We start from the raw sequence: 22154 nt of genomic DNA, 5'->3' as shown, positions 1-22154 counted from the left end.
CTCCATCTCGCGCCGCTCGATTGCGCCACCCTCTCCCACAGGGGGAGAGGGTATTCACTGGGTGCTGCTCTTCCCTTCTCCCCTTGTGGGAGAAGGTGGCGCGGACGTAGTCCGCGACGGATGAGGGGTTGTCTCCGCTTGCGAGGCTTTGCCGTGTGGAAAGATACCCCTCACCCGGCTTCATCTCGCTCTGCTCGATTGCGCCACCCTCTCCCACAGGGGGAGAGGGTACTCGGGTCCTAACCGGCTACATAGGTAACAGAATAGACCGGCGACATAGGTAACAGGTCAACTGATCGGCAAGGAGGAGCTTGCCGATGGGGTGGATGGAGACCTGTGCTGTGGATGAGCGGATGCGTTTTGTGGTGGCGGCGCAAAGGCACGATGAATCATTTGCGGCGGTGTGCCGGCGGTTCGGCGTGAGCCGTCGGGTGGGCTACAAATGGCTTGCACGGTTCGAGGAAGAAGGTGCGGCCGGACTGTTCGATCGTTCGCGAGCTCCGCTGCATCGTCCGCACAGCATTGCCGAGAAGATTGCCGAGCGTTGCCTTGAGGTGCGTCGGGCGCATCCGACCTGGGGGCCGATCAAGGTGCTGGCCTTTCTCGAACGGAAGTCCCCTCGGACGGCCTGGCCTGCCGCAAGCACGATAGGCGAGCTGTTCGACCGAGAGGGCCTGACCGTGAAGCGCAAGCTGCGCCGGCGCGGCCCGCCTTCGAGCGCGCCCTTTGCCGGTTGCGAGGCGGCCAACGACGTGTGGTGCATCGACTTCAAGGGCTGGTTCCTGACCGGGGACGGCATGCGCTGCGAACCGCTGACGATCACCGATGCCTACAGCCGCTATCTGCTGCGCTGCCAGGCTCTGGCACGCACCGATACCAATCATGTCTGGCCGGTGCTGGACGCGGCGTTCCGGGAGTTTGGATTGCCGCACGCCATGCGCTCGGACAACGGCTCGCCGTTTGCTTCGCGCGGCGCCGGAGGATTGTCGCGGCTGTCGGTCAAGCTGATCAAAGCCGGCGTGACGCCGGAGCGCATTGCGCCGGGCAAACCTCAGCAGAACGGGCGCCATGAGCGCATGCATCTGACCCTGCTGCAAGACGTTGCCAATCCGCCGGCCCGCACCATGCGCGAGCAGCTCAAGCGTCTGCACAGCTTCCAGCACCTCTACAACGAGGAGCGGCCGCACCAGTCGCTCGACAATGCTACGCCTGCCGACCGTTACCAGGCCTCCCCACGCCGCTTCGACGGCGTCTTGCGCCAACCGGAATACCACGACCAGGACGTCCGTTCCGTCCGGCACAACGGAGAGATCAAGTGGCTGGGCAACACGATCTACATCAGCGAAGCGTTGATCGGCGAACCCGTTGGGTTGGCCGAGAACCAGGACGGCTGGACCGTCAGCTATGGTCCGATCGTGCTCGGCACGATCGCCCACCGGGGCGACCTGCTCCGCAGACCCAAACGAAAGACAAAAGGCTGTGGACTTGAGGACAACGCTGCGCGTTGCCCTCAGGGTCCACAGCCTCAACAACAACAGACCTGAACGAAACGAGAATTGTGTTACCTATGTCGTCGGTCTGAACTGTTACCCATGTCCCCGGTTGCTCACTCGTCAGGCCCTCCGCGCCTCCAGCGCCATCTTCATCGCGAGACCCGCCAGCACCGTGCCCATCAACCAGCGCTGTACCAGCAGCCAGCTCGGGCGGGTGCCGAGGAACACCGCGATCGAGCCCGCGGCGAGCGCGATCATCGCGTTGACGCTGACGCTGATCGCGATCTGAATCGAGCCGAGCGCAAGCGACTGCGTCAGCACGCTGCCGGCGGGATCGATGAACTGCGGCAGCAGCGCGAGATAGAGCATCGCGATCTTCGGATTAAGGAGATTGGTGACAAGGCCCATCGCGAACAGCTTGCGCGGGCCGTCGACCTGAAGCTGCTTGACCTGGAACGGCGAACGGCCGCCGGGCTTCAGCGCCTGCCACGCCAGCCACAGCAGATAAGCCGCGCCGGCAAAGCGCAGCGCATCATAGGCGTAAGGGATCGCAAACAGCAGCGCGGTGATGCCGAACGCCGCGCACAGCAGATAGAACACGAAGCCGAGCGCCACGCCGCCGAGCGAGACGATGCCGGCCGCCGGTCCCTGCGTGATCGAGCGCGAGATCAGATAGATCATGTTCGGCCCCGGCGTCAGCACCATGCCGAGCGACACGAGGGCAAAGCCGAGCAAAGCGGATGTGTGGGGCATGACGGGTCTCGCGAGGGGATGCACGCAGTTCTAGCGTGCGAGCCGGCGCGCGGCCATGCTGGAATTGTTCTCGGAGCAATGTAGCGGCGATGGCGGTGGTGCGAGAGCTTCGGCCGGAACGGCAGATCGTACACAGTAAGGTGAGCACATCGGTCAGGCTCCCTCTCCCCTTGCGGGAGAGGGTGGGGAGAGGGGTGGCCCCGGGTGAGATGATGAATGGACACGCGGCTCGTGCAACATCGAACCGCGCGTCATCGAAGCTCACGTTGAGAGAGCACGTCGTGTGGCACCCCTCTCCCCCACCCTCCCCCGCAAGGGGGGAGGGAGCCCGGCAACCGTGCTCACCTTACCTAATGCGCCTCGTCCCAATTGTTTGCCGCGCGCGCGTCGACCTGTAGCGGCTGATCGCACACGGCAAGTAAGGTGAGCACACTGTCAGGCTCCCTCTCCCCTTGCGGGAGAGGGTGGGGAGAGGGGTAGCCCCGGGCGAGATGATGAATGGACGCGCGGCTCGTGCAATATCGAACCGCGCGTCATCGAAGCTCACGTTGAGAGAGCACGTCGTGTGGCACCCCTCTCCCCAACCCTCCCCCGCAAGGGGGGAGGGAGCCCGGCAACCGTGCTCACCTTACTTAGTGCGCCTCGTCCCAATTGTTCGCGGCGCGGGCGTCGACCTGCAGCGGCAGCGATAGCAGCACGGCCGGGAACGGCGCGTCCTGCATCACCTTCTGCACCACGGGCAGCGTCGCCGCGACCTCGTCGTCGGGCACCTCGAAGATCAGCTCGTCGTGCACCTGCAGCAGCATCTGCGCCGAGAGCTTCTTTTCGGTGAGCGCGTCCTCGACGCGGATCATGGCGCGGCGGATGATGTCGGCGGCGGTGCCCTGCAGGCGGGCGTTGATCGAGGCGCGTTCGTTGAAGGCGCGCACCGAGGCGTTGGAGGCCTTGATGTCGGGATAGTACATCTTTCGGCCGAACAACGTGGTGACGTAGCCGTTCCTGCGGCAGGAATCCTTGGTCTCGTCCATGTAGGCGCGAATGCCCGGGAAGCGCTCAAAATATTTCTTGATGTAGGCCGAGGCTTCCTCGCGGGCGATGCCGAGCTGGTTGGCCAGGCCGAACGCCGAGATGCCGTAGATGATGCCGAAGTTGATCGCTTTCGCCCGGCGGCGCACCTCGCTCGGCATGTCCTTGATCGGCACGCCGAACATTTCCGAGGCCGTCATCGCGTGGATGTCGAGCCCGTCGCGGAACGCCTGGCGCAGCACCGGCACGTCGGCGATCTCGGCGAGCAGCCGCAGCTCGATCTGCGAATAGTCCGCCGACACCAGCTTGTGGCCCGGCGTCGCGATGAAGGCGCGGCGGATTTTCCGGCCGTCTTCGGTGCGCACCGGGATGTTCTGCAAATTCGGCTCGTTCGACGACAGCCGCCCCGTCGTGGTCGCGGCCAGCGCGTAAGTCGTGTGGACGCGGTGGGTCTGCGGGTTGACGTAAGTCGGCAGCGCGTCGGTGTAGGTCGATTTCAGCTTCGAGACCTGGCGCCACTCCAAAATCTTCTTCGGGAATTCGTGGCCCTGCTCGGCGAGCTCGTCGAGCACCTGCGCGGTGGTCGACCACGCGCCGGTCTTGGTCTTGCTGCCGCCGGGCAATCCCATCTTGCCGAAGATGATGTCGCCGATCTGCTTCGGGCTCCCGACATTGACCGGCTCGCCGGCGATCTCCTGGATCTCGGCCTCGACCCGCGCCGCGGTCTGGGCGAAATCGCCCGACAGCCGGGACAGCACCTGGCGGTCGATCGAGATGCCGCGCCGCTCCATCCGCGCCAGCACCGCGACCAGCGGCCGCTCCAGGGTCTCGTAGACCGTCAACATCCGCTCGGCGGTCAGGCGCGGCTTCAGCACCCGCCATAGCCGCAGGATCACGTCGGCGCTCTCGGCGGCGTATTCGGTGGCCTTGTCGATCGTGACCTGATCGAAGGTCAGCTTGCCCTTGCCGCTGCCGACGAGACCGCCGTAGTTGACCACGGCATGGCCGAACCAGCGCTCGGCCAGCGCCTCCAGCGCGTGCGAGCCGCGGCCGGCATCGAGCGCGTAGGACATCAGCTGGGCGTCGTCATGGTTGGCGAGCGAGATGCCGTGCTGCGCCAGCAGCACCGCGGTGAACTTGGTGTTGAAGCCGACCTTCTGGATGCCCGCCGCCTCCAGCAGCGGTTTCAGCGCGGCGAGCGCGTCGGCGGATTTCATCTGTCCGGGCGCGAGGCCGGCGTCGAACAGGCCGGCGCCGCCGCCGGGCTGCTTGTGGCCGAGCGGAACGTAGCAGGCGTCGTTCGGCGCGACCGCCAGCGCCAGCCCGGACAGCTCGGCCTGCATCGGGTCGATCGATTCCGACATCGCCTCGATCGCGACATAGCCGGTGTCGCGCACGCGGCCGATGAACGCCTTGAGCTGATCGAGACTCGCAATCGCCTGGTAGGCCTTGCGGTCGAAGCCGGCCTTCTTGATCGCCTCGCCGCGGATCTCCGCCAATGCGGCCGGCGTCCCCTTCAGGCTGGAATTCTTGTCGTCGCGCGCGCCGGTCGGCTTGGCGCGCTCCTTCGCCGGCGCAGGCGCGGGCGCAGCAGCCGTCGGTGCGTCGCCGGGTGCCGGCGTCACGTCGGACGGCGGCAGCGGCGAGAACACGCTGGCGCCGCTCTTGTTGCCGGGATCGGCGTCGACATTGGCGGGATCGATCTGCGAATATTCGGCGACGCGGCGGGTGAGGGTGGAAAACTCCATCGCCTTGAGGAAGGCGATCAGCCGCCTCGGGTCGGGTTCGTGCACCGCGAGGTCGTCGAGCGGCACTTCGAGATCGACCTTGTCGTCGAGCAACACCAGCTGGCGCGAAATCCGCGCCTTCTCGGCATTTTCCAGCAGCGCCTCGCGCCGCTTCGGCTGCTTGATCTCGGTGGCGCGGAACAAGAGCTGCTCGAGATCGCCGTATTCGATGATGAGCTGCGCCGCGGTCTTCACGCCAATGCCGGGCACGCCGGGCACGTTGTCGGTGGAGTCGCCGGCCAGCGCCTGCACCTCGACCACCTTCTCCGGCGGCACGCCGAATTTCTCGATCACCTCGTCGCGGCCGATGCGGCGGTCCTTCATGGTGTCGAACATCACCACCTTGTCGGTGACGAGCTGCATCAGATCCTTGTCGGAGGAGACGATGGTCGTGGTGGCGCCGCGCTCGCTGGCCTGCCGCGCATAGGTCGCGATCAGATCGTCGGCCTCGAACCCGATCTGCTCGAGGCAGGGCAGGTCGAAGGCGCGCACCGCTTCGCGGATCAGCGCGAATTGCGGGATCAGATCGTCGGGCGCCGGCGGGCGGTGCGCCTTGTAGTCGGGATAGAGCTTGTTGCGGAACGTGATCTCGGACTTGTCGAACACGATGGCGAGGTGGGTCGGCTTGTTGTCATCAGGCATCTCGCGCAGCAGCTTCCACAGCATGTTGCAGAAGCCGAGCACCGCATTGACCTGCAGCCCGTCGGACTTGCGGTTCAGCGGCGGCAGCGCGTGATAGGCGCGGAAGATGTAGGAGGAGCCATCGACCAGGAAGACATGGTCGCCCTTCGCCGTCGCCTTGGCGGCAACGGGTTTTGGCGCGGTCTTCGGAGCTGGCTTGGCGGGGTCTTTGGAGGCTGTCTTCGGCATGGCGGAAACTTAGGGATTTTTGCGCGAATTGACAGCCTTGATGCTGTGGATTCCGGGCGCGCCGCACAGTGATTTCGCTGAATTTAGCCCCGTCATCCCCGCGCAAAGGCTTCGCCTTTGTCGCTGGAGGTGCGAGCTCTTGCGAGCCTCGAAGGATGAATCGGCCACCAGCCGGGCCGTACATCCTTCGAGGCTCGCAAGAGCTCGCGCCTCAGGATGACGGGTCAGCAGCGGAACGCCTACGCCTTATCCCCGGTCGGCGAGAACAAATAGCCGCCGCCGCGGATGGTGCGGATCACCGACGGCTTTGTGGGATCGAACTCGATCTTGCGGCGGATGCGCATGATGCGGAGGTCGACGGCGCGGTCGAAGGCTTCGGCGTCGCGGGCGTTGGCGAGTTCCAAGAGCCGCTCGCGCGACAGGACCCGCTTGGGGTTGGCCGCGAACACCTTGAGCAGGCCGAATTCGGAGGCGGTCAGCGGGTGCTCATTGCCCTCGTCGTCGCGCAGCGCCTGGGCCTCGAGATCGAGCCATTTGGTGCCGAACCGGACCAACTGCTCTTTTTCGGCCTTGGCGGCCGCCGGCTCCGGCGCCGCGGCCTTGGCGGGGCCGGCCCGTCGCAGCACCGAGCGGATGCGGGCCATCAGCTCGCGCAACTCGCAGGGTTTTGCCACGTAGTCGTCGGCGCCGAGCTCCAGGCCCACGACCCGGTCGATCGGGCTGGCAGTGGCTGTCAGCATGATGACGGGGACGTTGATCTTGCTCTTGAGGTCGCGAATGATCGACAGCCCGTCTTCCTCGGGCATGTTGAGGTCGAGCACCACGAGATCGGGCACGCTGCTCTCGATTTCCTTGCGCAGGCTCTTGCCGCCGTCGCACAGCGTCACGCCAAAGCCGTGCATCTTGAGGTAATCGCCGACCATTTCGCGGGCCGGCGCCTCGTCGTCGACGATGAAGATGTGCGGTGTCTGGCTCATGCTGTCTCTGTCGCGGGCAGTGTAACCGTAAAGGTCGAGCCCTGTCCGGGGCCGGGGCTCTGCGCGGTCACATGGCCGCCATGCATGTCGATGATGCGCTTGACAATCGACAAGCCGAGGCCGGTCGAGCTTTCGCCGGCGGTGGGCTTGGCCGACAGCCGCTGGAACCGGCCGAACAGCCGCCCGAGGTCCTCCGGGCTCAGACCCGGGCCCTGGTCGACGATCCGGATCACGGTGTTGTCACCCTCATGGCTGACGGTGACGTTGATCTTGCCGCCGATTGGCGAATATTTGATGGCGTTGCTGACCAGATTGTCGATCGCCTCGCGGATCCGGTCGGAATCGCACATCGTGACGAAGTGCTGCGGCCCCGACACCGAGATGCTCTGCTGCTTGTTGATGGCCGAGGGCAGATTGGCCTCGGTGACCTCGTTGACCAGCGCCGCGACGTCGACCGGCTCGCGGCGGATGGTGATGTCGAAGGCATCGGCCATCGCATCCGAGATCAGATGGTCGACCATCGAGGTCAGCCGCTTGGTGGCGTCCCTGATGTGCTCGACCTGCGCGGTGACGTTTTCCTTCGGCGAGCCGGCGCCGATCAATTCGGTCAGCATCTCGGTGCGGCCGAGGATGACGCCGAGCGGATTCTTCAGATCGTGGGCGACGGTGCCCAGAATCTCGTTCTTGAAGCCGTTGGCGCGCTGCAGCCGCAGCCACTGCGCCGACAGCCGCCGGTTGGCCTGCATCAGCGCGCGGGTGCGCTGCGCGACGCGGTCTTCCAGCTGGGTGTTGGCCTCGTGCAGCTGCTGGTAGAGGATCACGTTGTCGAAGGCGATCGACAGCCGGCTGGAGAAGATCTCGACCAGCGCGCGGTCGGTGTCGGAGAGCTGGCGCTCGGCCTGCAGCAGCACCACGACCTCGCGGCCAGATCCGGTGCGCGAATAGAGCACGCTGCGATGGTCGGCGAATTCGTTCTTGCGGCGCTGGAACGCGGCTTCCACCATGTGCCGCAGGTCGGGATCGAGCGCCTTCGACGAGGTGGTGCCGATGAAGCGGCTGTAGCAGCCGGAGCAGGCCAGCACCGAGAAATCGGCCGCGGTCGCGTTGCCGTTGTCGCGCAGCACCAGGATGCCGGCGCAGTCGACGTTGAGCAGCGAGGCGAGCTGGGTCAGCACGCCCTCGGCCAGCCGCTGCATCGACTTGAAGTCGTACAGCGTCGAGGCGGCATCGATGATGATCTCGAGCCCGCGCCGGGTCTGCACCATGCGCTCGAGCTGCTGGTAGCTGCGCAGCGCCGCGGTCAGCGAGGTGAACAGCTTGTCGGCGGTGAGCTCGGTCTTCGCCTTGTAGTCGTTGATGTCGTATTGCACGATGACGCGCCGCTCCGGCGCCTGGCCGGGCTGGCCGGTGCGCAGGATGATGCGGACGGTCTCGTTCTTGATCTCGTTGCGGATGTATTCGACGAGCTCGAGCCCGGCGATGTCGGTCTCCATGATGACGTCGAGCAGCACGGCGGCGATATCAGGATTGTCCCGCATCAGCGTGCGGCCTTCGGCCGCGGAATAGGCCGAGAGAATCTCCAGCGTCGCGCCGTTCAGATTGTAGTCGCTGAGCGCAAAGCGGGTTCCTTCATGCACCGCATGATCGTCGTCGATGACGGCGATCTTCCATTTGCGGGCCGACGAGTCCTCCGGGGGGCTCTCGGTATCGTCGATCAGTTGGAGGACATCGTCCTGTTCGGCCATTGACTGGTTCCGTCGGCTGCTGCGTCAGTGATCGTGGGCTGTCCCTTGGCGATCCTGGGCATGATAATGCGAAAAGTGGTGCCTTGTCCTACCCTTGACTCCAGCATCATGCGTCCGCCGAGCTGCTGGGTGACCAGGTTATAGACGATATGGAGGCCGAGGCCCGTACCACCTTCGTTGCGGCGCGTCGTGAAAAATGGGTCGAATGCCTGCCGCTGCACGTCCGGCGTCATGCCGGCCCCGTCATCGGCGAAGATGATCTCGACATCGTCGGCGTCGCGCCCGCGCGCCGAGATCGAGATCATGCCGGAGCGACCGTCAGCAAAAGCATGATTGACTGCGTTGAGGAAAAGATTGGTTAAGATCTGCCCATAGGCGCCGGGGTAGCCGTCGATCAAGAGGCCCTCGGGCACGTCGACCGACAGCGTGATGGCGGCCTTCTTCAGCACCGGCCGCAGGCTCGCCACGATCTGGTCGGTCGATTCACTCAAGCTGAATTGGCGCCGCTCGGCATGCGAGCGGTCGACCGCGACCTGCTTGAAGGACTGAATCAGTTCACCGGCGCGCTGCAGGTTGGCGACCAGTTGTTGCGAGGCATCGCGCGAGGTGCGGACGAACTCGTCGAGCTTGGAGCGGCGCAACTGCTCGGTCTTCAGATCGTTCTCGAACATCTCGGCGCGCCGGGCGAAGCTCGAGGCCACCGTGAGGCTGATGCCGATCGGGTTGTTGACCTCATGCGCGACGCCGGCGACGAGGCCGCCGAGCGCGGCGAGCCGCTCGGCATCGATCAGGTTCTGCTGCGCGGTGTTGAGCTCGAGTAGTGCGCTCTCGGCCTTCTCCTTGGAACTGCGCAACTCGTCCTCGGTCTTGCGCTTGGCAATCGCGTTCTCGCGGAACACCTCGACCGCGCGCGCCATGGCGCCGACCTCGTCCCTGGCCGTGGTGCCCTGCACCGGCCGGTCGAGATCGCCCGAGGTGATGGCGCGCATCGCCGCCATGATCTGCGCCAGCGGCAGGCGGATCGACAGCGCGATCATGACACCGGCCGACATGATGACGCCGAGGAAGACCACGGCAATCGACAGCACCCGGCGCGAGATCGCGGACAGGGTCTTGTCGAAGGTCTCCTGCGCCTTCTGCTCGCGCTGGCGCATCTTGACCGAGAGGCCGTCGATGGCGCCGATCGCATCGGCCTGGCTGGCGTCGATGGTGTTGCGCAACAGTTCGGTGCGGCTGGCAAGCTGCTCGCTCAATCTGGTGAGCCCGTCGCGCAGCTCCGCGGTCTTGACCTTGAGCCGCGCCAGCGCCATGCGCTGCAGGTCGTTCTCGGCGAGATCGGTCATCACCGGAATGGTCTTCTCGATCGTATCGGTGTTGCGGCGGGCCTCCTCGGCCGACGCCGAGGCGAGCGACAGATAATAGGCGTTGGCGGCGACCAGCAGCGAGGTGAAGGCTTCGCGGGATTTGCCGAGCGCGGGCCAGATCAGCGCGTCGCGATGCCCGGTCGCGCCCTCGATGATCGAATAGAGTCCGGCCATGTCCTTGGTCGGCGCCAGCACCTGCTCGTCATAGGTCTTGGTGATGGTGGTCTGCAGCGCGCGCAGTTCGCCGAAGCCGTCGAGGAAGTGGCTGGTGGCGCGCTCCAGCTCCTCCACCGAGCCCGACAGCATCGGATCGGTCGAGGCGCGGTTGGTCAGCGTGCCGAGCACGGCCTCGCGCAGCAGCAGGATCTCCGCAAACAGATCGGGGCTCGGCTGGTTGATGTAGCGGTGGATCAGGTTCTGCAGCCTGGAGGTCTCGCTCTCCAGCTTGGCAAGGATCTTGTCGGAGTCCCGCACCTGGCGGACGTCGTCCCAGGCCGAGCCGAGCACCTTGGAGCCGTTCCAGATCAGGAACGCGAGCGCGACCACGACTGCGGAGTTGAGCAGCGCGATCGAAAGGATGCGCCAGCGGATCGGCACCGCACGCAACAGTTGGACGACGCGGAAGCGGCCCTGCGGCCCGAAAGCCGCCGGCCGCTTCGTCACATTGTCCTGTTGGGATGCGGCCAAGATCCCCTCACTCCACGTTGCGGATGCGTTCGATCAGCGCGGAGATCGCCGGATCGCGTTCGGCCTTGGCATAGATGCCGGCCATCGCCGCCTCGAACGGCCGGCGGTCGATGTCGGCGATGATCTTGACGCCGGCGGCCTCGGCCTGCTTGCGCGAGCGCTCCTCGAGCTCCTTCCATTTCTCGCGCATGTAAGTGCTGGAGCGCTGCGCGGCCTCACGGAAGATCGTCTGCTCGTCCGGCGACAGGCTGGCCCAGGCCTTTTTCGACATCACCAGCACTTCGGGGGACACGGTGTGCCGGGTCAGCGAGTAGTAGCCGGCATATTTGTAATGGCCGGTGGTGACGAAGGACGGCCAGTTGTTCTCGGCGCCGTCGATCAGCTTGGTGGCGAGCCCGGTCAGCACCTGGCCGTAGGGCATCTCGACCGGCTGGGCACCGAACGCGCGGATCATCTCCGCCATCTGCGCGGATTGCTGCACCCGCAGCCGCAGGTCCTTGAGGTCCTCGAGCGAACGCACCGGGCGGACGCTGTTGTAGATCGAGCGGGCGCCGGAATCGTAGAACGTCAGCCCGACGAAGCCATGGGTCTCGAAGCTATCCAGGATCTCGGTGCCGATCGGCCCGTCCAGGGTTTTTTGCAGGTGCTCAAGCGATCGAAACAGGAACGGCATCGCCAGCACGTTCACGGCCGGCACCATGGTCCCGATCAGGGCGACATTGGTCCGGTTGAGGTCGATGGCGCCGGCCCGGGTCTGCTCCAGGGTCTCCTTCTCCTCGCCGAGCTGGCGGGAATGGAAGACCGTGATCCGGTGCCGGCCGCCGGTACGCTCGGCGATCAGCTGACCCATGTAATTCAACGCCTGGACGGTCGGATAGTCCTCGTTCTGGGTATCGGCGGTGCGGAATTCGCGCGCGAAGGCACTCGCCGAAACCACTGCGGACAGCAGCGCGACGGCAAGCGTTATGGTCCGCGAAAGGCCGGCGCGGCGGTACACAGGCTACTATTCCCCTTGTGATTTGAGTCCAGGGCGGGAGGAAAAGGTTCAACGGATTCTTAGCAGAAGGCGCGAGCTTCGCCCATCGGCCAAACGTTAAATACGGCGCTGCAACCAGCGGTGTCGATTGCAACCGCTTGTATGTCGCCTTATGAGGGAACGTTGCCACCGAAAAGGGCTGATCGTGAAGCTCGGTTTGAAAGTCCTGCAGCTCGCCGCGGCGGCGGCGCTCCTGCTTGTATCGCCTGCGCAGGCCGCGACCGAGATCATGTGGTGGCATGCGATGTCCGGCGAACTCGGCAAGCAGCTCGAGAAGCTCGCCGCCGATTTCAACGGTTCGCAATCCGATTACCGGATCGTGCCGGCCTACAAGGGCAATTACACCGAGACCGTCACCGCGGCGATCTTCGCGTTCCGTTCCCGCAGCCAGCCGGCGATCGTGCAGGTCAACGAGATCGCCACCGCGACCATGATGGCGGCGCGCGGCGCGATCTATCCGGTGTATGAGCTGATGCGCGATCAGAAGGAGGCGTTCACGCCGTCGGCCTATCTGCCCGCGGTGGCCGGCTACTACGCCGATGTCGACGGCAACATGCTGTCGTTCCCGTTCAATGCGTCGACGCCGATCCTCTACTACAACAAGGACATGTTCCGCTCGGCCGGGCTCGATCCGGACGTCGCGCCGAAGACCTGGCCCGAGGTCGGCGCGGCGGCGAAGCGGCTGCGCGCGGCCGGCATGATGTGCGGGCTCACCACGTCGTGGCCGTCCTGGATCAATGTCGAGAATTTTTCCGCCTTCCACAATCTGCCGATCGCGACCAAGACCAACGGTTTTGGCGGGCTGGATGCGCAGCTGATCTTCAACAACCCGCTCTTGGTGCGCCACATCGCCAATCTCGCGGACTTGCAGACCACCAAGGCGTTCGACTATAGCGGCCGCGGCCAGGCCGCCGAGCCGCGCTTCCAGAAGGGTGAGTGCGGCATCTTCATCGGCTCCTCCGGCACCCGCGCCGACATCAGGGCCAATGCGAAATTCGAGATCGGCTACGGCATGATGCCGTATTATCCCGACGTGCAGGGCGCGCCGCAGAACTCGATCATCGGCGGCGCCACGCTGTGGGTGCTGCGCGACCGGCCGCGCGCCGAATATGCCGGCGTGGCAAAGTTCTTCGCCTATCTGTCGCGGCCCGAGGTGCAGGCCGCCTGGCACCAGAACACCGGCTACATGCCGATCACCCGCGCCGCATTCGATCTGTCCGGGACGCAAGGCTTTTACGAGCGCAATCCCGGCGCCTCGATTTCGATCGAGGAGGTCACCTTGAGGCCGCCGACCGACAATTCGCGGGGCATCCGGCTCGGCTCGTTCGTGCTGGTCCGCGATGTGATCGAGGAGGAGCTCGAGCAGGTGTTCTCCGGCAAGCGCTCCGCGCAGGCCGCGATGGACAACGCAGTCGAGCGCGGCAACCGCCTGCTGCGCCAGTTCGAGCGCGCCAATCCGGATAGGTGATGGGGGCCGTAGGATGGGTAGAGCGTAGCGAAACCCATCATCTCATTGCGCCTGCACCGTATCGTAAGGTGAGCACGCTGCTCGGGCTCCCTCCCCCCTTGCGGGGCAGGGCGATCGCATATGGCAATTCCCGAGTCTCTTCCGATGCTTGGCTTGGCGCGGCACGCGCTCGACCTGAATAGGCCGTGAAATCGGATGGAGAACAAATCGGAATCGGAGCGCGAATGGCGGACACGTTCACTCGACCCACCCCTCGCAGAACTATCGATTCCACGAGGGTTTCTTTCATATGCGATAGCCCTGCCTTGCGGGGGAGGGTTGGGAGAGGGGTACCACACGGCGCGCTCTCTCAACCTGAGCTTCGATCGCGGGGTTCGATATTGCACGAGCCGCGCGTCCACCAATCATCTCGCCCGCGGCCACCCCTCTCCCCACCCTCTCCCGCAAGGGGAGAGGGAGCCTAACAGGTGTGCTCACCTCACGTAGCTGCATCCGGCTATGAAGGTCTTTCCAATTCTGACCGGTGAGGTTGCGGCCTCACCGCCGTCATTGCGAGCGAAGCGAAGCAATCCATCGTTCCGCATACGCTGCTACATGGATTGCTTCGCTCCGCTCGCAATGACGGCCTGATGCACGATCCGGGCTACAAGGTTTTATGGTAAGGTGAGCACGCTGCTCGGGCTCCCTCCCCCCTTGCGGGGGAGGGTTGGGGAGAGGGGTACCACACGGCGCGCTCTCTCAACCTGAGCTTCGATCGCGGGGTTCGATATTGCACGAGCCGCGCGTCCACCAATCATCTCGCCTGCGGCCACCCCTCTCCCCACCCTCTCCCGCAAGGGGAGAGGGAGCCTGACAGGTGTGCTCACCTCACGTAGCTGCATCCGGCTATGAAGGTCTTTCCAATTCTGGCCGGTGAGGTTGCGGCCTCACCGCCGTCATTGCGAGCGAAGCGAAGCAATCCATCGTTCCGCATACGCTGATACATGGATTGCTTCGCTTCGCTCGCAATGACGGCCTGACGCATGACCCTATCTCTGCCACCCATCACCGACTACGACACCTACCGCGCCTGGCGCAGCGACACGTCGCGCTGGCTGCCGGTCGTGCGCGAGATCGCCGACGGCCACGGGCTTCCTTGCACTGCGCCGCATGTGTTCGCGACCGGCACCAACCTCGTCATCGGCCTCGACGGCGATCTGATGCTGAAACTGTTTCCGCCGTTCCTGCGCGGGCAGTTCGTCTCCGAACGCGCTTCGCTTACGGAGCTGCGCGGCCGGCTCGGCCTTCCGATTCCCGAACTCGTTGCGGAGGGCGAGCGCGACGGCTGGCCCTATCTCGCCATCACGCGCCTGTCGGGCGTCGTCGGCTCGGAGGTCTGGCCGGCGCTGCCGGAGGCCGAGAAGGAGCAGGTGCTCGGCGAGATCGGCGCCGTCATCGCCGAGGTGCAGCGCGTGCCGCCGGGTGCGCTGCTGGCGATCGAGCCGCGCTGGGATGGCTTCATGCGCACCCAGATCGCGCAGTGCCGGGCCCGCCATGTGCGGCTCGGGATGCCGGCAAAATTTCTCGCAGGGCTCGACGATCTCTTGCGCGACGCCGCCGAGCTGATCCCGCTGCGCGCGCCGCCCGCCATCCTGGTCGGCGAGTACATCCCGGAAAACTTCCTGCTGGCGCGCCGCGCCGACGGCTGGCACGTCGCCGGGCTGTTCGACTTCGGCGATGTGAAGACCGGATGGGGCGAGTACGACCTGCTCGGTCCCAGCGCCTTCATGGCGGCGGGCCATCCGCGCCGTGTCCGCAGCCTGTTCGACGGTTTTGGTATCGCGCGGGCGGACGTGACCTTCGCCCTGAAGCGGCGGCTGATGGCGCTGATGCTGCTGCATTCCGCCAGCGATCCGCTCCGGCACATCTGCATTCCGGGCTGGCTGGACCAGGCCAGTGACCTCGTGCAGTTGCAGGAGCTGATCTGGCCGGACTAGTTCTGCGGGAGACTCCAGCACACCAAAAACCAAGCAGCGGGCCTGCGCTGCTCTAATATTGAGCAATGGATCCGGCTTTGTATGCAATCTACTTCACCGGAATTGGATACCGATCCGAAGTTTCCAGTGTGATTTCAGGCGGCTAGATCGAAACAACGCGTCGTTAAGGTTTGGCACGAACCTTGCGATCCCTGTTCCAAAGCCATTTCCCCAAAAGGCATTTGGAGCATCCCATGAAGCGTCGCGATTTCCTCAAATCGGTATCCGGATTGGCCGCGGGCGCGTTGGCGCCGACTGCGCCCGCGATCTTCTCGCCGGCCAAGGCCGACGCGCGCTCCGAGACGCTGCTGATCGTTTCCGAGGGCGGCCCGAACAATCTCGACATTCATGGCGTCGGCACCAACGTGCCCGGCTATGAGGTGTCGTGGAATTGCTACGACCGGCTGATCAGCCACGAGATGAAGAGCGGCCCGGGCGGCGTGCCCTATTACGACCGCGACAAGTTCAAGGGCGAGCTCGCCGAGGACATCAACATCGGCGACATGTCTGTCACCTTCAAGCTGCGCAAGGACGCCAAATTCCACGACGGCGCACCGGTGACGGCGAAGGACGTCAAATGGTCGCTCGATCGTGCGGTCTCCGTCGGCGGCTTTCCGACCTTCCAGATGAGCGCCGGCTCGCTGACCAGGCCCGAACAGTTCGTGATCGTCGATGACTCGACCGTCCGCGTCGACTTCCTGAAGAAGGACAGGCTGACGATTCCCGATCTCGCCGTGATCGTGCCCTGCGTCGTCAATTCCGAGCTGGTGAAGAAGAACGCGAACGAGAAGGATCCCTGGGGGCTCGAGTTCACGAAGCAGCAGACCGCCGGCTCCGGTGCCTACAAGGTCACCAAGTGGACCGCCGGCACCGAAGTGATCATGGAGCGCAACGACGCCTGGGTCGGCGGCCCGATGCCGAAGATCAAGCGCGTGATCTGGCGCATGGTGCCGCAGGCCGGCAACCGCCGCGCGCTGCTGGAGCGCGGCGACGCCGATATCTCCTACGAGCTGCCGTTCAAGGACTTTCAGGAGATGAAGGCGAACGGCAAGCTCAACGTGGTCTCGCTGCCGTTCTCCAACGGCATTCAGTATATCGGCATGAACGTCACCAAGCCGCCGTTCGACAATCCGAAGGTGCGGCAGGCGATGGCCTACGCGATGCCGTACCAGAAGATCATGGATGCGGTGCTGTTCGGCCTTGCCAATCCGATGTTCGGCGCGGCCAAGGACAAGCCGACCGAGGTGGCCTGGCCGCAGCCGACCAAATATGTCACCGACATGGAGAAGGCGAAGCTGCTGCTGACGGAAGCCGGGTACGCCAACGGCTTCGAGACCACGATCTCCTTCGACCTCAACTTCGCCGGCGTCAACGAGCCGCTCTGCGTGCTGGTGCAGGAGAGCCTGGCGCAGCTCGGCATCAAGACCACGATCAACAAGGTGCCCGGCGCCAACTGGCGCACCGAGTTGAACAAGAAGGAGATGCCGCTGTTCACCAACGTGTTCTCGGGCTGGCTCGATTACCCCGAGTACTTCTTCTACTGGTGCTATCACGGCAACAATTCCGTCTTCAACACCATGAGCTACAAGTCGCCGGAGATGGACAAATTGATCGACGGCGCGCGCACCGCCGCCGCCAGCGGCGACACCGCGGCCTACGCTGCCGACGTCAAAGGCTTCGTCGACCTTGCCTTCGCCGACGTCCCGCGCATCCCGCTCTACCAGCCCTTCGTCAACGTCGCGATGCAGAAGAACGTCACCGGCTACGAATACTGGTTCCACCGCCGCCTGGATTATCGCGCGATGGCGAAGGGGTGAGCGATGGCAAGCGCGCGCACCTCGTTCGCGTGTGTCGATCTCTTCAGTGAGGTAGGCGCTGCTCTCTCATTCCCTCTCCCCTTGTGGGAGAGGGGCAGGGTGAGGGGTAGCCACGAACTCCGATCTCGCTTGGGGCCACCCCTCACCCCAACCCTCTCCCATCGCAAGTCGGGCCTACCCGACTTGCGCAAATCGACGATGCGCAACCGGGGTAGACCCCGGTTGCGTGGGAGAGGGAGCCCTGCCACCGCCCGCGTTGCTTTGCGCGATGCTACTCGTGAGGTGAGCACGCCTCTCAGGCTCCCTCCCCCCTTGCGGGGGAGGGTGGGGAGAGGGGTAAGCCGCGAACGCGGAACGATGACATCTGGCGAGATGGTGCCGCACCATGTCGCCGCCTCACGAGCGACCTCGCGTGGAATTCGATTTCGTCTGGCTTGTGAACAAGCGGTACCCCTCTCCCCAACCCTCCCCCGCAAGGGGGGAGGGAGCCCTGCCGCCGCCCGCGTGGCCTTGCATGTTGCTACGAGTGACGTGGGCGCTGCTCTCTCATTCCCTCTCCCCTTGTGGGAGAGGGGCAGGGTGAGGGGTAGCCACGAACTCCGATCTCGCTTGGGGCTACCCCTCACCCCAACCCTCTCCCATCGCAAGTCGGGCCTGCCCGACTTGCGCAAATCGACGATGCGCAACCGGGGTAGACCCCGGTTGCGTGGGAGAGGGAGCCCGGCCAGTCCCTTCGTGGCCTTGCTGAATGCCGGAGGGAATCAGTCATGCTGACCATGATCGGCAAGCGCCTGCTGTTCGCGGTCCCATCGCTGATCGGGGTCGTGATCGTCACCTTCCTGCTGACGCGCGCGCTGCCGGGCGATCCGGCGGCGTATTTTGCCGGGCCTGCGGCGACCAAGGAGGCGGTCGAGCAGATCAGGAAGAAGCTCGGCTTCGACAAGCCGCTGATCGAGCAGTTCTTCCGCTACACCAACGATCTCGCGCATGGCGATTTCGGCACGTCGTTGACCACGGGCCAGCCGGTCGCGGCCGAATTGCGCAGCCGCTTGCCGGCATCGGCCGAGCTGACGCTGCTCGGCCTGCTCGTTTCGATCGTGATTGCAATTCCGCTCGGCGTGCTGGCGGCAACGCGGCCGGGCTCCTGGATCGATCATCTTTGCCGGGTCACGACAACCGCCGGCGTGTCGCTGCCCGTGTTCTTCACCGGGCTGGTGCTGGTCTACGTGTTCTATTTCCGCCTCGGCTGGTCGCCGGCGCCGCTCGGCCGGCTCGACGTGTTCTACAGCGCGCCGCCGACGGTGACCGGCTTCTTTCTGATCGACACACTGATCGCGCGGGACGTCGAGGCGTTTCGTTCAGCGCTCAACCAGTTGATCCTGCCGGCGGTGACGCTGGCGATCTTCTCGCTGGCGCCGATCGCGCGCATGACGCGCGCCTCGATGCTGGCGGTGCTCGCTTCCGACTTCGTCCGCACCGCGCGCGCCAGCGGCCTGTCGCCGGGCAAGGTGATCGTCACCTACGCGTTCCGCAATGCGATGCTGCCGGTCATCACCACGCTCAGCATGGTGTTCTCGTTCCTGCTCGGCGCCAACGTGCTGGTGGAAAAAGTGTTCGCCTGGCCCGGCATCGGCTCCTATGCGGTCGAAGCGCTGATCGCCTCGGACTTCGCCCCGGTGCAAGGCTTCGTGCTGACCATGGCGGTGATGTACGTGCTGCTCAATCTCATCATCGACATTCTCTATGGCGTGATCGATCCGCGCGTGCGGCTGGAAGGGTAGGGAGGACGGATGAGTAGCGTTGCCCCCACTGTTGAGCCGGTCGGCCCGGCACGGACCTCGGGCCTGGCCGCGATCCTCGAGCAGACTCGCTACGTGCTCGGCGAGAACAAGGTCACCGGCTTCGCCTTCGCGCTGCTGCTGGTGATCCTGTTCGCCGCGCTGTTCGGTCCCTACGTCGTGCCCTACGACCCGCTCGCCTCCGACACCGCCGCCGCGTTGAAATCGCCGTCGGCCGCGCACTGGTTCGGCACCGATCAGCTCGGCCGCGACATTTTCAGCCGCGTCATCGTGGCGACGAGGCTCGATACCTTTATCGCGGTCGCCTCCGTCGTGCTGGTGTTCTTGATGGGCGGGCTCGCCGGCATCGCCGCCGGCTATTTCGGCGGCTGGACCGATCGCATCGTCGGCCGCATCGCCGACACCATCATGGCGTTTCCGCTGTTCGTGCTCGCGATGGGTATCGTCGCCGCGCTCGGCAACACCGTGCAGAACATCATCATCGCGACCGCGATCGTGAATTTTCCGCTCTATGCCCGCGTCGCGCGCGCCGAGGCCAATGTCCGCCGCAACGCCGGCTTCGTGCAGGCGGCGCGGCTGTCCGGCAACGGCGAATACCGCATCCTGTTGGTGCACATCCTGCCCAACATCATGCCGATCATGATCGTGCAGATGTCGCTGACGATGGGCTACGCCATCCTCAACGCCGCGGGCCTGTCCTTCATCGGCCTCGGCGTGCGGCCGCCGACCGCCGAATGGGGCATCATGGTCGCCGAGGGCGCCGGCTTCATGGTGTCGGGCGAATGGTGGATCGCGCTGTTCCCGGGCCTCGCGCTGATGATCGCGGTGTTCTGCTTCAATTTGCTCGGCGACGGCCTGCGCGACATCGTCGACCCGCAACGGAGGACGTGATGATGAAATCTTTCGTCCAGCGCGCCCGTCTTCGCCTCTCCCCGCCCGCGGGGAGAGGCCGGATCGCATGCAATGCGATCCGGGTGAGGGGGAGTCTCCGCGAACTCCTCCGTAAGCTGTGTGCGCTGATAGACGCCCCTCATCCCAACCTTCTCCCCGTAAGAACGGGGAGAAGGGGCACACCGCCTCAGCGGAGGACGTGATGAAGAAATCTTTCGTCCGGCGCGCGCCTCTTCGCCTCTCCCCGCCCGCGGGGGAGAGGCCGGGCCGCATTAGCGGACCGGGCGAGGGGGAGTCTCCGCGCACTCCTCAGCCAATTGTGTGCGCTCATAGATGCCCCTCATCCCAACCTTCTCCCCGCAAGAGCGGGGAGAAGGAGCGCACCGCCGCAGCGGAGGACGTGATGATTGCCCTTTCACGGTGCAATGATACCATTTTTCTACTTTGCATGGGGTTGTTTTGCGGCTTTTTGCCTGACGCCTCGCGGGAGGGGCGCGCATGACCGCCCAGCCGCTGCTCGACGTCCAAAACCTCACCGTCGAATTCACCACCCGCCGCGGCATCGTCAAGGCGGTGCAGCATGTCGACATCCAGGTCGGCAAGGGCGAGACCGTCGGCATCGTCGGCGAGTCCGGCTCGGGCAAGTCGGTGACGTCGTATGCCGTGATGCGGATCCTCGATCGCGCCGGCAAGATCGCCGAGGGCTCGGTGATGTTCTCCGGCATCGACGTCAAGGCCGCGACCGAGAGCCAGATGCGCGATCTGCGCGGCCGCGAAGTCTCGATGATCTTCCAGAACCCGCGCGCCGCGCTCAATCCGATCCGCAAGGTCGGCGATCAGATCGAGGACGTGCTGCGCCAGCATGTGCAGCAGGCGCAGGTCGGCGACCGCGGCGAGAAGGCGATCGAGGCGCTGGAGCAGGTCAAGATCGCCCGTCCCCGCGAGCGCTATCACGCCTATCCGTTCGAGCTGTCCGGCGGCATGTGCCAGCGCGTCGTGATCGCGCTGGCGCTGGCCTGCAACCCGCAGCTCCTGATCGCCGACGAGCCGACCACCGGTCTCGACGTCACCACGCAGAAGGCGGTGATGGATCTGATCGTCGAGCTGACCAAGCGACGGTCGATGTCGACCATCCTGATCACCCACGATCTCGGCCTTGCCGCCGCCTATTGCGACCGCGTCGTGGTGATGGAGAAGGGCCGCGTGGTCGAGACCGCCAAATCAGCCGACATCTTCGCCGCGCCCCAGCACGCCTACACCAAGAAGCTGATGCGCGCGACGCCGCGGCTCGGCGTCTCGCTGCGCGACTTGCTGCCGGAGGAGGACGCTCCTGCCTCTCCCCGCACGCGGGGAGAGGCCGACGCGCTCGGCAGCGCACTTGCGCGCCAGAGCGCGGCGGGTGAGGGGGACTCTCCGCGGACCGTGCTTGCTGAAACAGCCCCTCACCCCAACCCTCTCCCCGCGAAGAGCGTGGAGAGGGAGAACGGAGGGGCAAGCGGGGAGAGGGAGCAGACTCAACCGCTCCTCTCCGTCGAAAATCTGATCAAGGAATACCCGCGCCAGGGCGCGACCTCGGTGCTTTCAAAGCTGTTCGGCCGCAAGCCGCCGGTGCAGGAGGAGATCTTTCGCGCCGTCGACGGCATCAGCTTTTCGGTCGGCCATGGCGAGAGTGTCGGCCTAGTCGGCGAATCCGGTTGCGGCAAGTCGACGACGTCGATGATGGTGATGCGGCTCCTGGACCAGACCTCCGGCCGCATCCTGTTCGACGGCGAGGACATCGGCGGTATCCTCCCGCAGTCGTTCGCGCGACTGCCGCAGCGCAGCCAGATCCAGATGGTGTTTCAGGATCCGACCGACAGCCTCAACCCGCGCTTCACCGCGGCGCGCGCGATCGCCGACCCGATCCTGCAGCTCGGCGACATCAGCGGACGCGACGCGCTGCGCGCCCGCTGCGAGGAGCTGGCGCGTCTGGTCGGCCTGCCGGTCAATCTGCTGGATCGCTTTCCGCATCAGCTCTCCGGCGGCCAGAAGGCCCGCGTCGGTATTGCGCGCGCGATCGCGCTGCATCCGAAGCTGGTGATCCTTGACGAGCCGACCGCAGCGCTCGACGTCTCGGTGCAGGCGGTGGTGCTCAATCTGCTGCAGGATCTCAAGCAGTCGATGGGCATGAGCTATCTGTTCGTCTCGCACGATCTCAACGTGGTGCGCCTGCTCTGCGATCGCGTCATCGTGATGCGCGCCGGCCACATCGTCGAGCAGGGCACGTCCGAACAGGTCTTGGGCAATCCGCAGGATGCTTATACAAGGGAATTGCTGACGGCGATCCCGCATCCGCCGTTGCCGGTGCACTGACGCATGACGCATGATCCGGAAAGGTGGCAACCGGTTTTCCGAATGGATCATGCGCAAAGCTAACTCGAACGGGA

The 22154-nt window shown here is 65.1% G+C and carries 12 protein-coding genes and 1 pseudogene; 7 read left to right on the top strand and 6 right to left on the bottom strand.

What is annotated here, in order from left to right; all coding sequences use genetic code 11:
* Positions 1-317: 317 nt before the first annotated feature.
* Positions 318-1430, top strand: a pseudogene (locus tag XH93_RS40095) (integrase core domain-containing protein); the annotation flags it as partial.
* A gap of 183 nt (positions 1431-1613) precedes the next feature.
* On the opposite strand, the gene XH93_RS40090 reads toward XH93_RS40095, so the two are convergent.
* From XH93_RS40090 to XH93_RS40065, 6 genes are all read right to left on the bottom strand, one after another.
* Positions 1614-2246: a LysE family translocator gene (locus tag XH93_RS40090; protein WP_194471666.1), complete on the bottom strand. Its 633-nt coding sequence runs from the start codon at positions 2244-2246 to the stop codon at positions 1614-1616.
* Positions 2247-2878: 632 nt separating this feature from the next.
* The gene (polA, locus tag XH93_RS40085; protein ID WP_194471665.1) at positions 2879-5929 is read right to left on the bottom strand and encodes a DNA polymerase I; all 3051 of its coding nucleotides are present in this window, start codon (positions 5927-5929) and stop codon (positions 2879-2881) included.
* Positions 5930-6168: 239 nt separating this feature from the next.
* The gene (locus XH93_RS40080) at positions 6169-6906 is read right to left on the bottom strand and encodes a response regulator (RefSeq protein WP_194471664.1); all 738 of its coding nucleotides are present in this window, start codon (positions 6904-6906) and stop codon (positions 6169-6171) included.
* A complete protein-coding gene (locus tag XH93_RS40075) occupies positions 6903-8651 on the bottom strand; it encodes a DUF3369 domain-containing protein (protein ID WP_194471663.1) in 1749 nt (582 codons plus the stop codon). The genes XH93_RS40080 and XH93_RS40075 overlap by 4 nt, the downstream gene beginning before the upstream one ends.
* Positions 8621-10612 (bottom strand): HAMP domain-containing sensor histidine kinase, encoded by a 1992-nt coding sequence (locus XH93_RS40070; RefSeq protein WP_194475520.1) that lies wholly within the window; start codon positions 10610-10612, stop codon positions 8621-8623. Before XH93_RS40070 ends, XH93_RS40075 begins: the two co-directional genes overlap by 31 nt.
* Positions 10613-10709: 97 nt before the next feature.
* Positions 10710-11699, bottom strand: coding sequence for a TRAP transporter substrate-binding protein (locus XH93_RS40065; RefSeq protein ID WP_194471662.1), 990 nt, complete (start codon positions 11697-11699; stop codon positions 10710-10712).
* 151 nt (positions 11700-11850) lie between these two features.
* Here XH93_RS40065 and ugpB point away from each other — a divergent pair, with 151 nt between their 5' ends.
* The 6 genes from ugpB (at position 11851) to XH93_RS40035 (ending at position 22080) form a co-directional block, all read left to right on the top strand.
* On the top strand, positions 11851-13206 hold the full coding sequence (ugpB, locus tag XH93_RS40060; protein ID WP_194471661.1) for a sn-glycerol-3-phosphate ABC transporter substrate-binding protein UgpB: 1356 nt from the start codon (positions 11851-11853) through the stop codon (positions 13204-13206).
* 1022 nt (positions 13207-14228) lie between these two features.
* Positions 14229-15182 (top strand): phosphotransferase, encoded by a 954-nt coding sequence (locus XH93_RS40055; RefSeq protein WP_194471660.1) that lies wholly within the window; start codon positions 14229-14231, stop codon positions 15180-15182.
* 233 nt (positions 15183-15415) lie between these two features.
* Positions 15416-17038: an ABC transporter substrate-binding protein gene (locus XH93_RS40050; RefSeq protein WP_194471659.1), complete on the top strand. Its 1623-nt coding sequence runs from the start codon at positions 15416-15418 to the stop codon at positions 17036-17038.
* A 767-nt stretch (positions 17039-17805) separates the two neighbouring features.
* The gene (locus XH93_RS40045; RefSeq protein WP_194471658.1) at positions 17806-18819 is read left to right on the top strand and encodes an ABC transporter permease; all 1014 of its coding nucleotides are present in this window, start codon (positions 17806-17808) and stop codon (positions 18817-18819) included.
* 9 nt (positions 18820-18828) lie between these two features.
* Positions 18829-19728, top strand: coding sequence for an ABC transporter permease (locus XH93_RS40040; RefSeq protein WP_139858310.1), 900 nt, complete (start codon positions 18829-18831; stop codon positions 19726-19728).
* A gap of 498 nt (positions 19729-20226) precedes the next feature.
* On the top strand, positions 20227-22080 hold the full coding sequence (locus XH93_RS40035) for an ABC transporter ATP-binding protein (protein ID WP_194471657.1): 1854 nt from the start codon (positions 20227-20229) through the stop codon (positions 22078-22080).
* Positions 22081-22154 lie beyond the last annotated feature (74 nt).

Source organism: Bradyrhizobium sp. CCBAU 51753, assembly GCF_015291565.1.
Classification (GTDB): domain Bacteria; phylum Pseudomonadota; class Alphaproteobacteria; order Rhizobiales; family Xanthobacteraceae; genus Bradyrhizobium; species Bradyrhizobium ivorense.
Note: the sequence above shows the minus strand (reverse complement) of the source record. Positions and strands in the feature narration are given on the sequence as shown.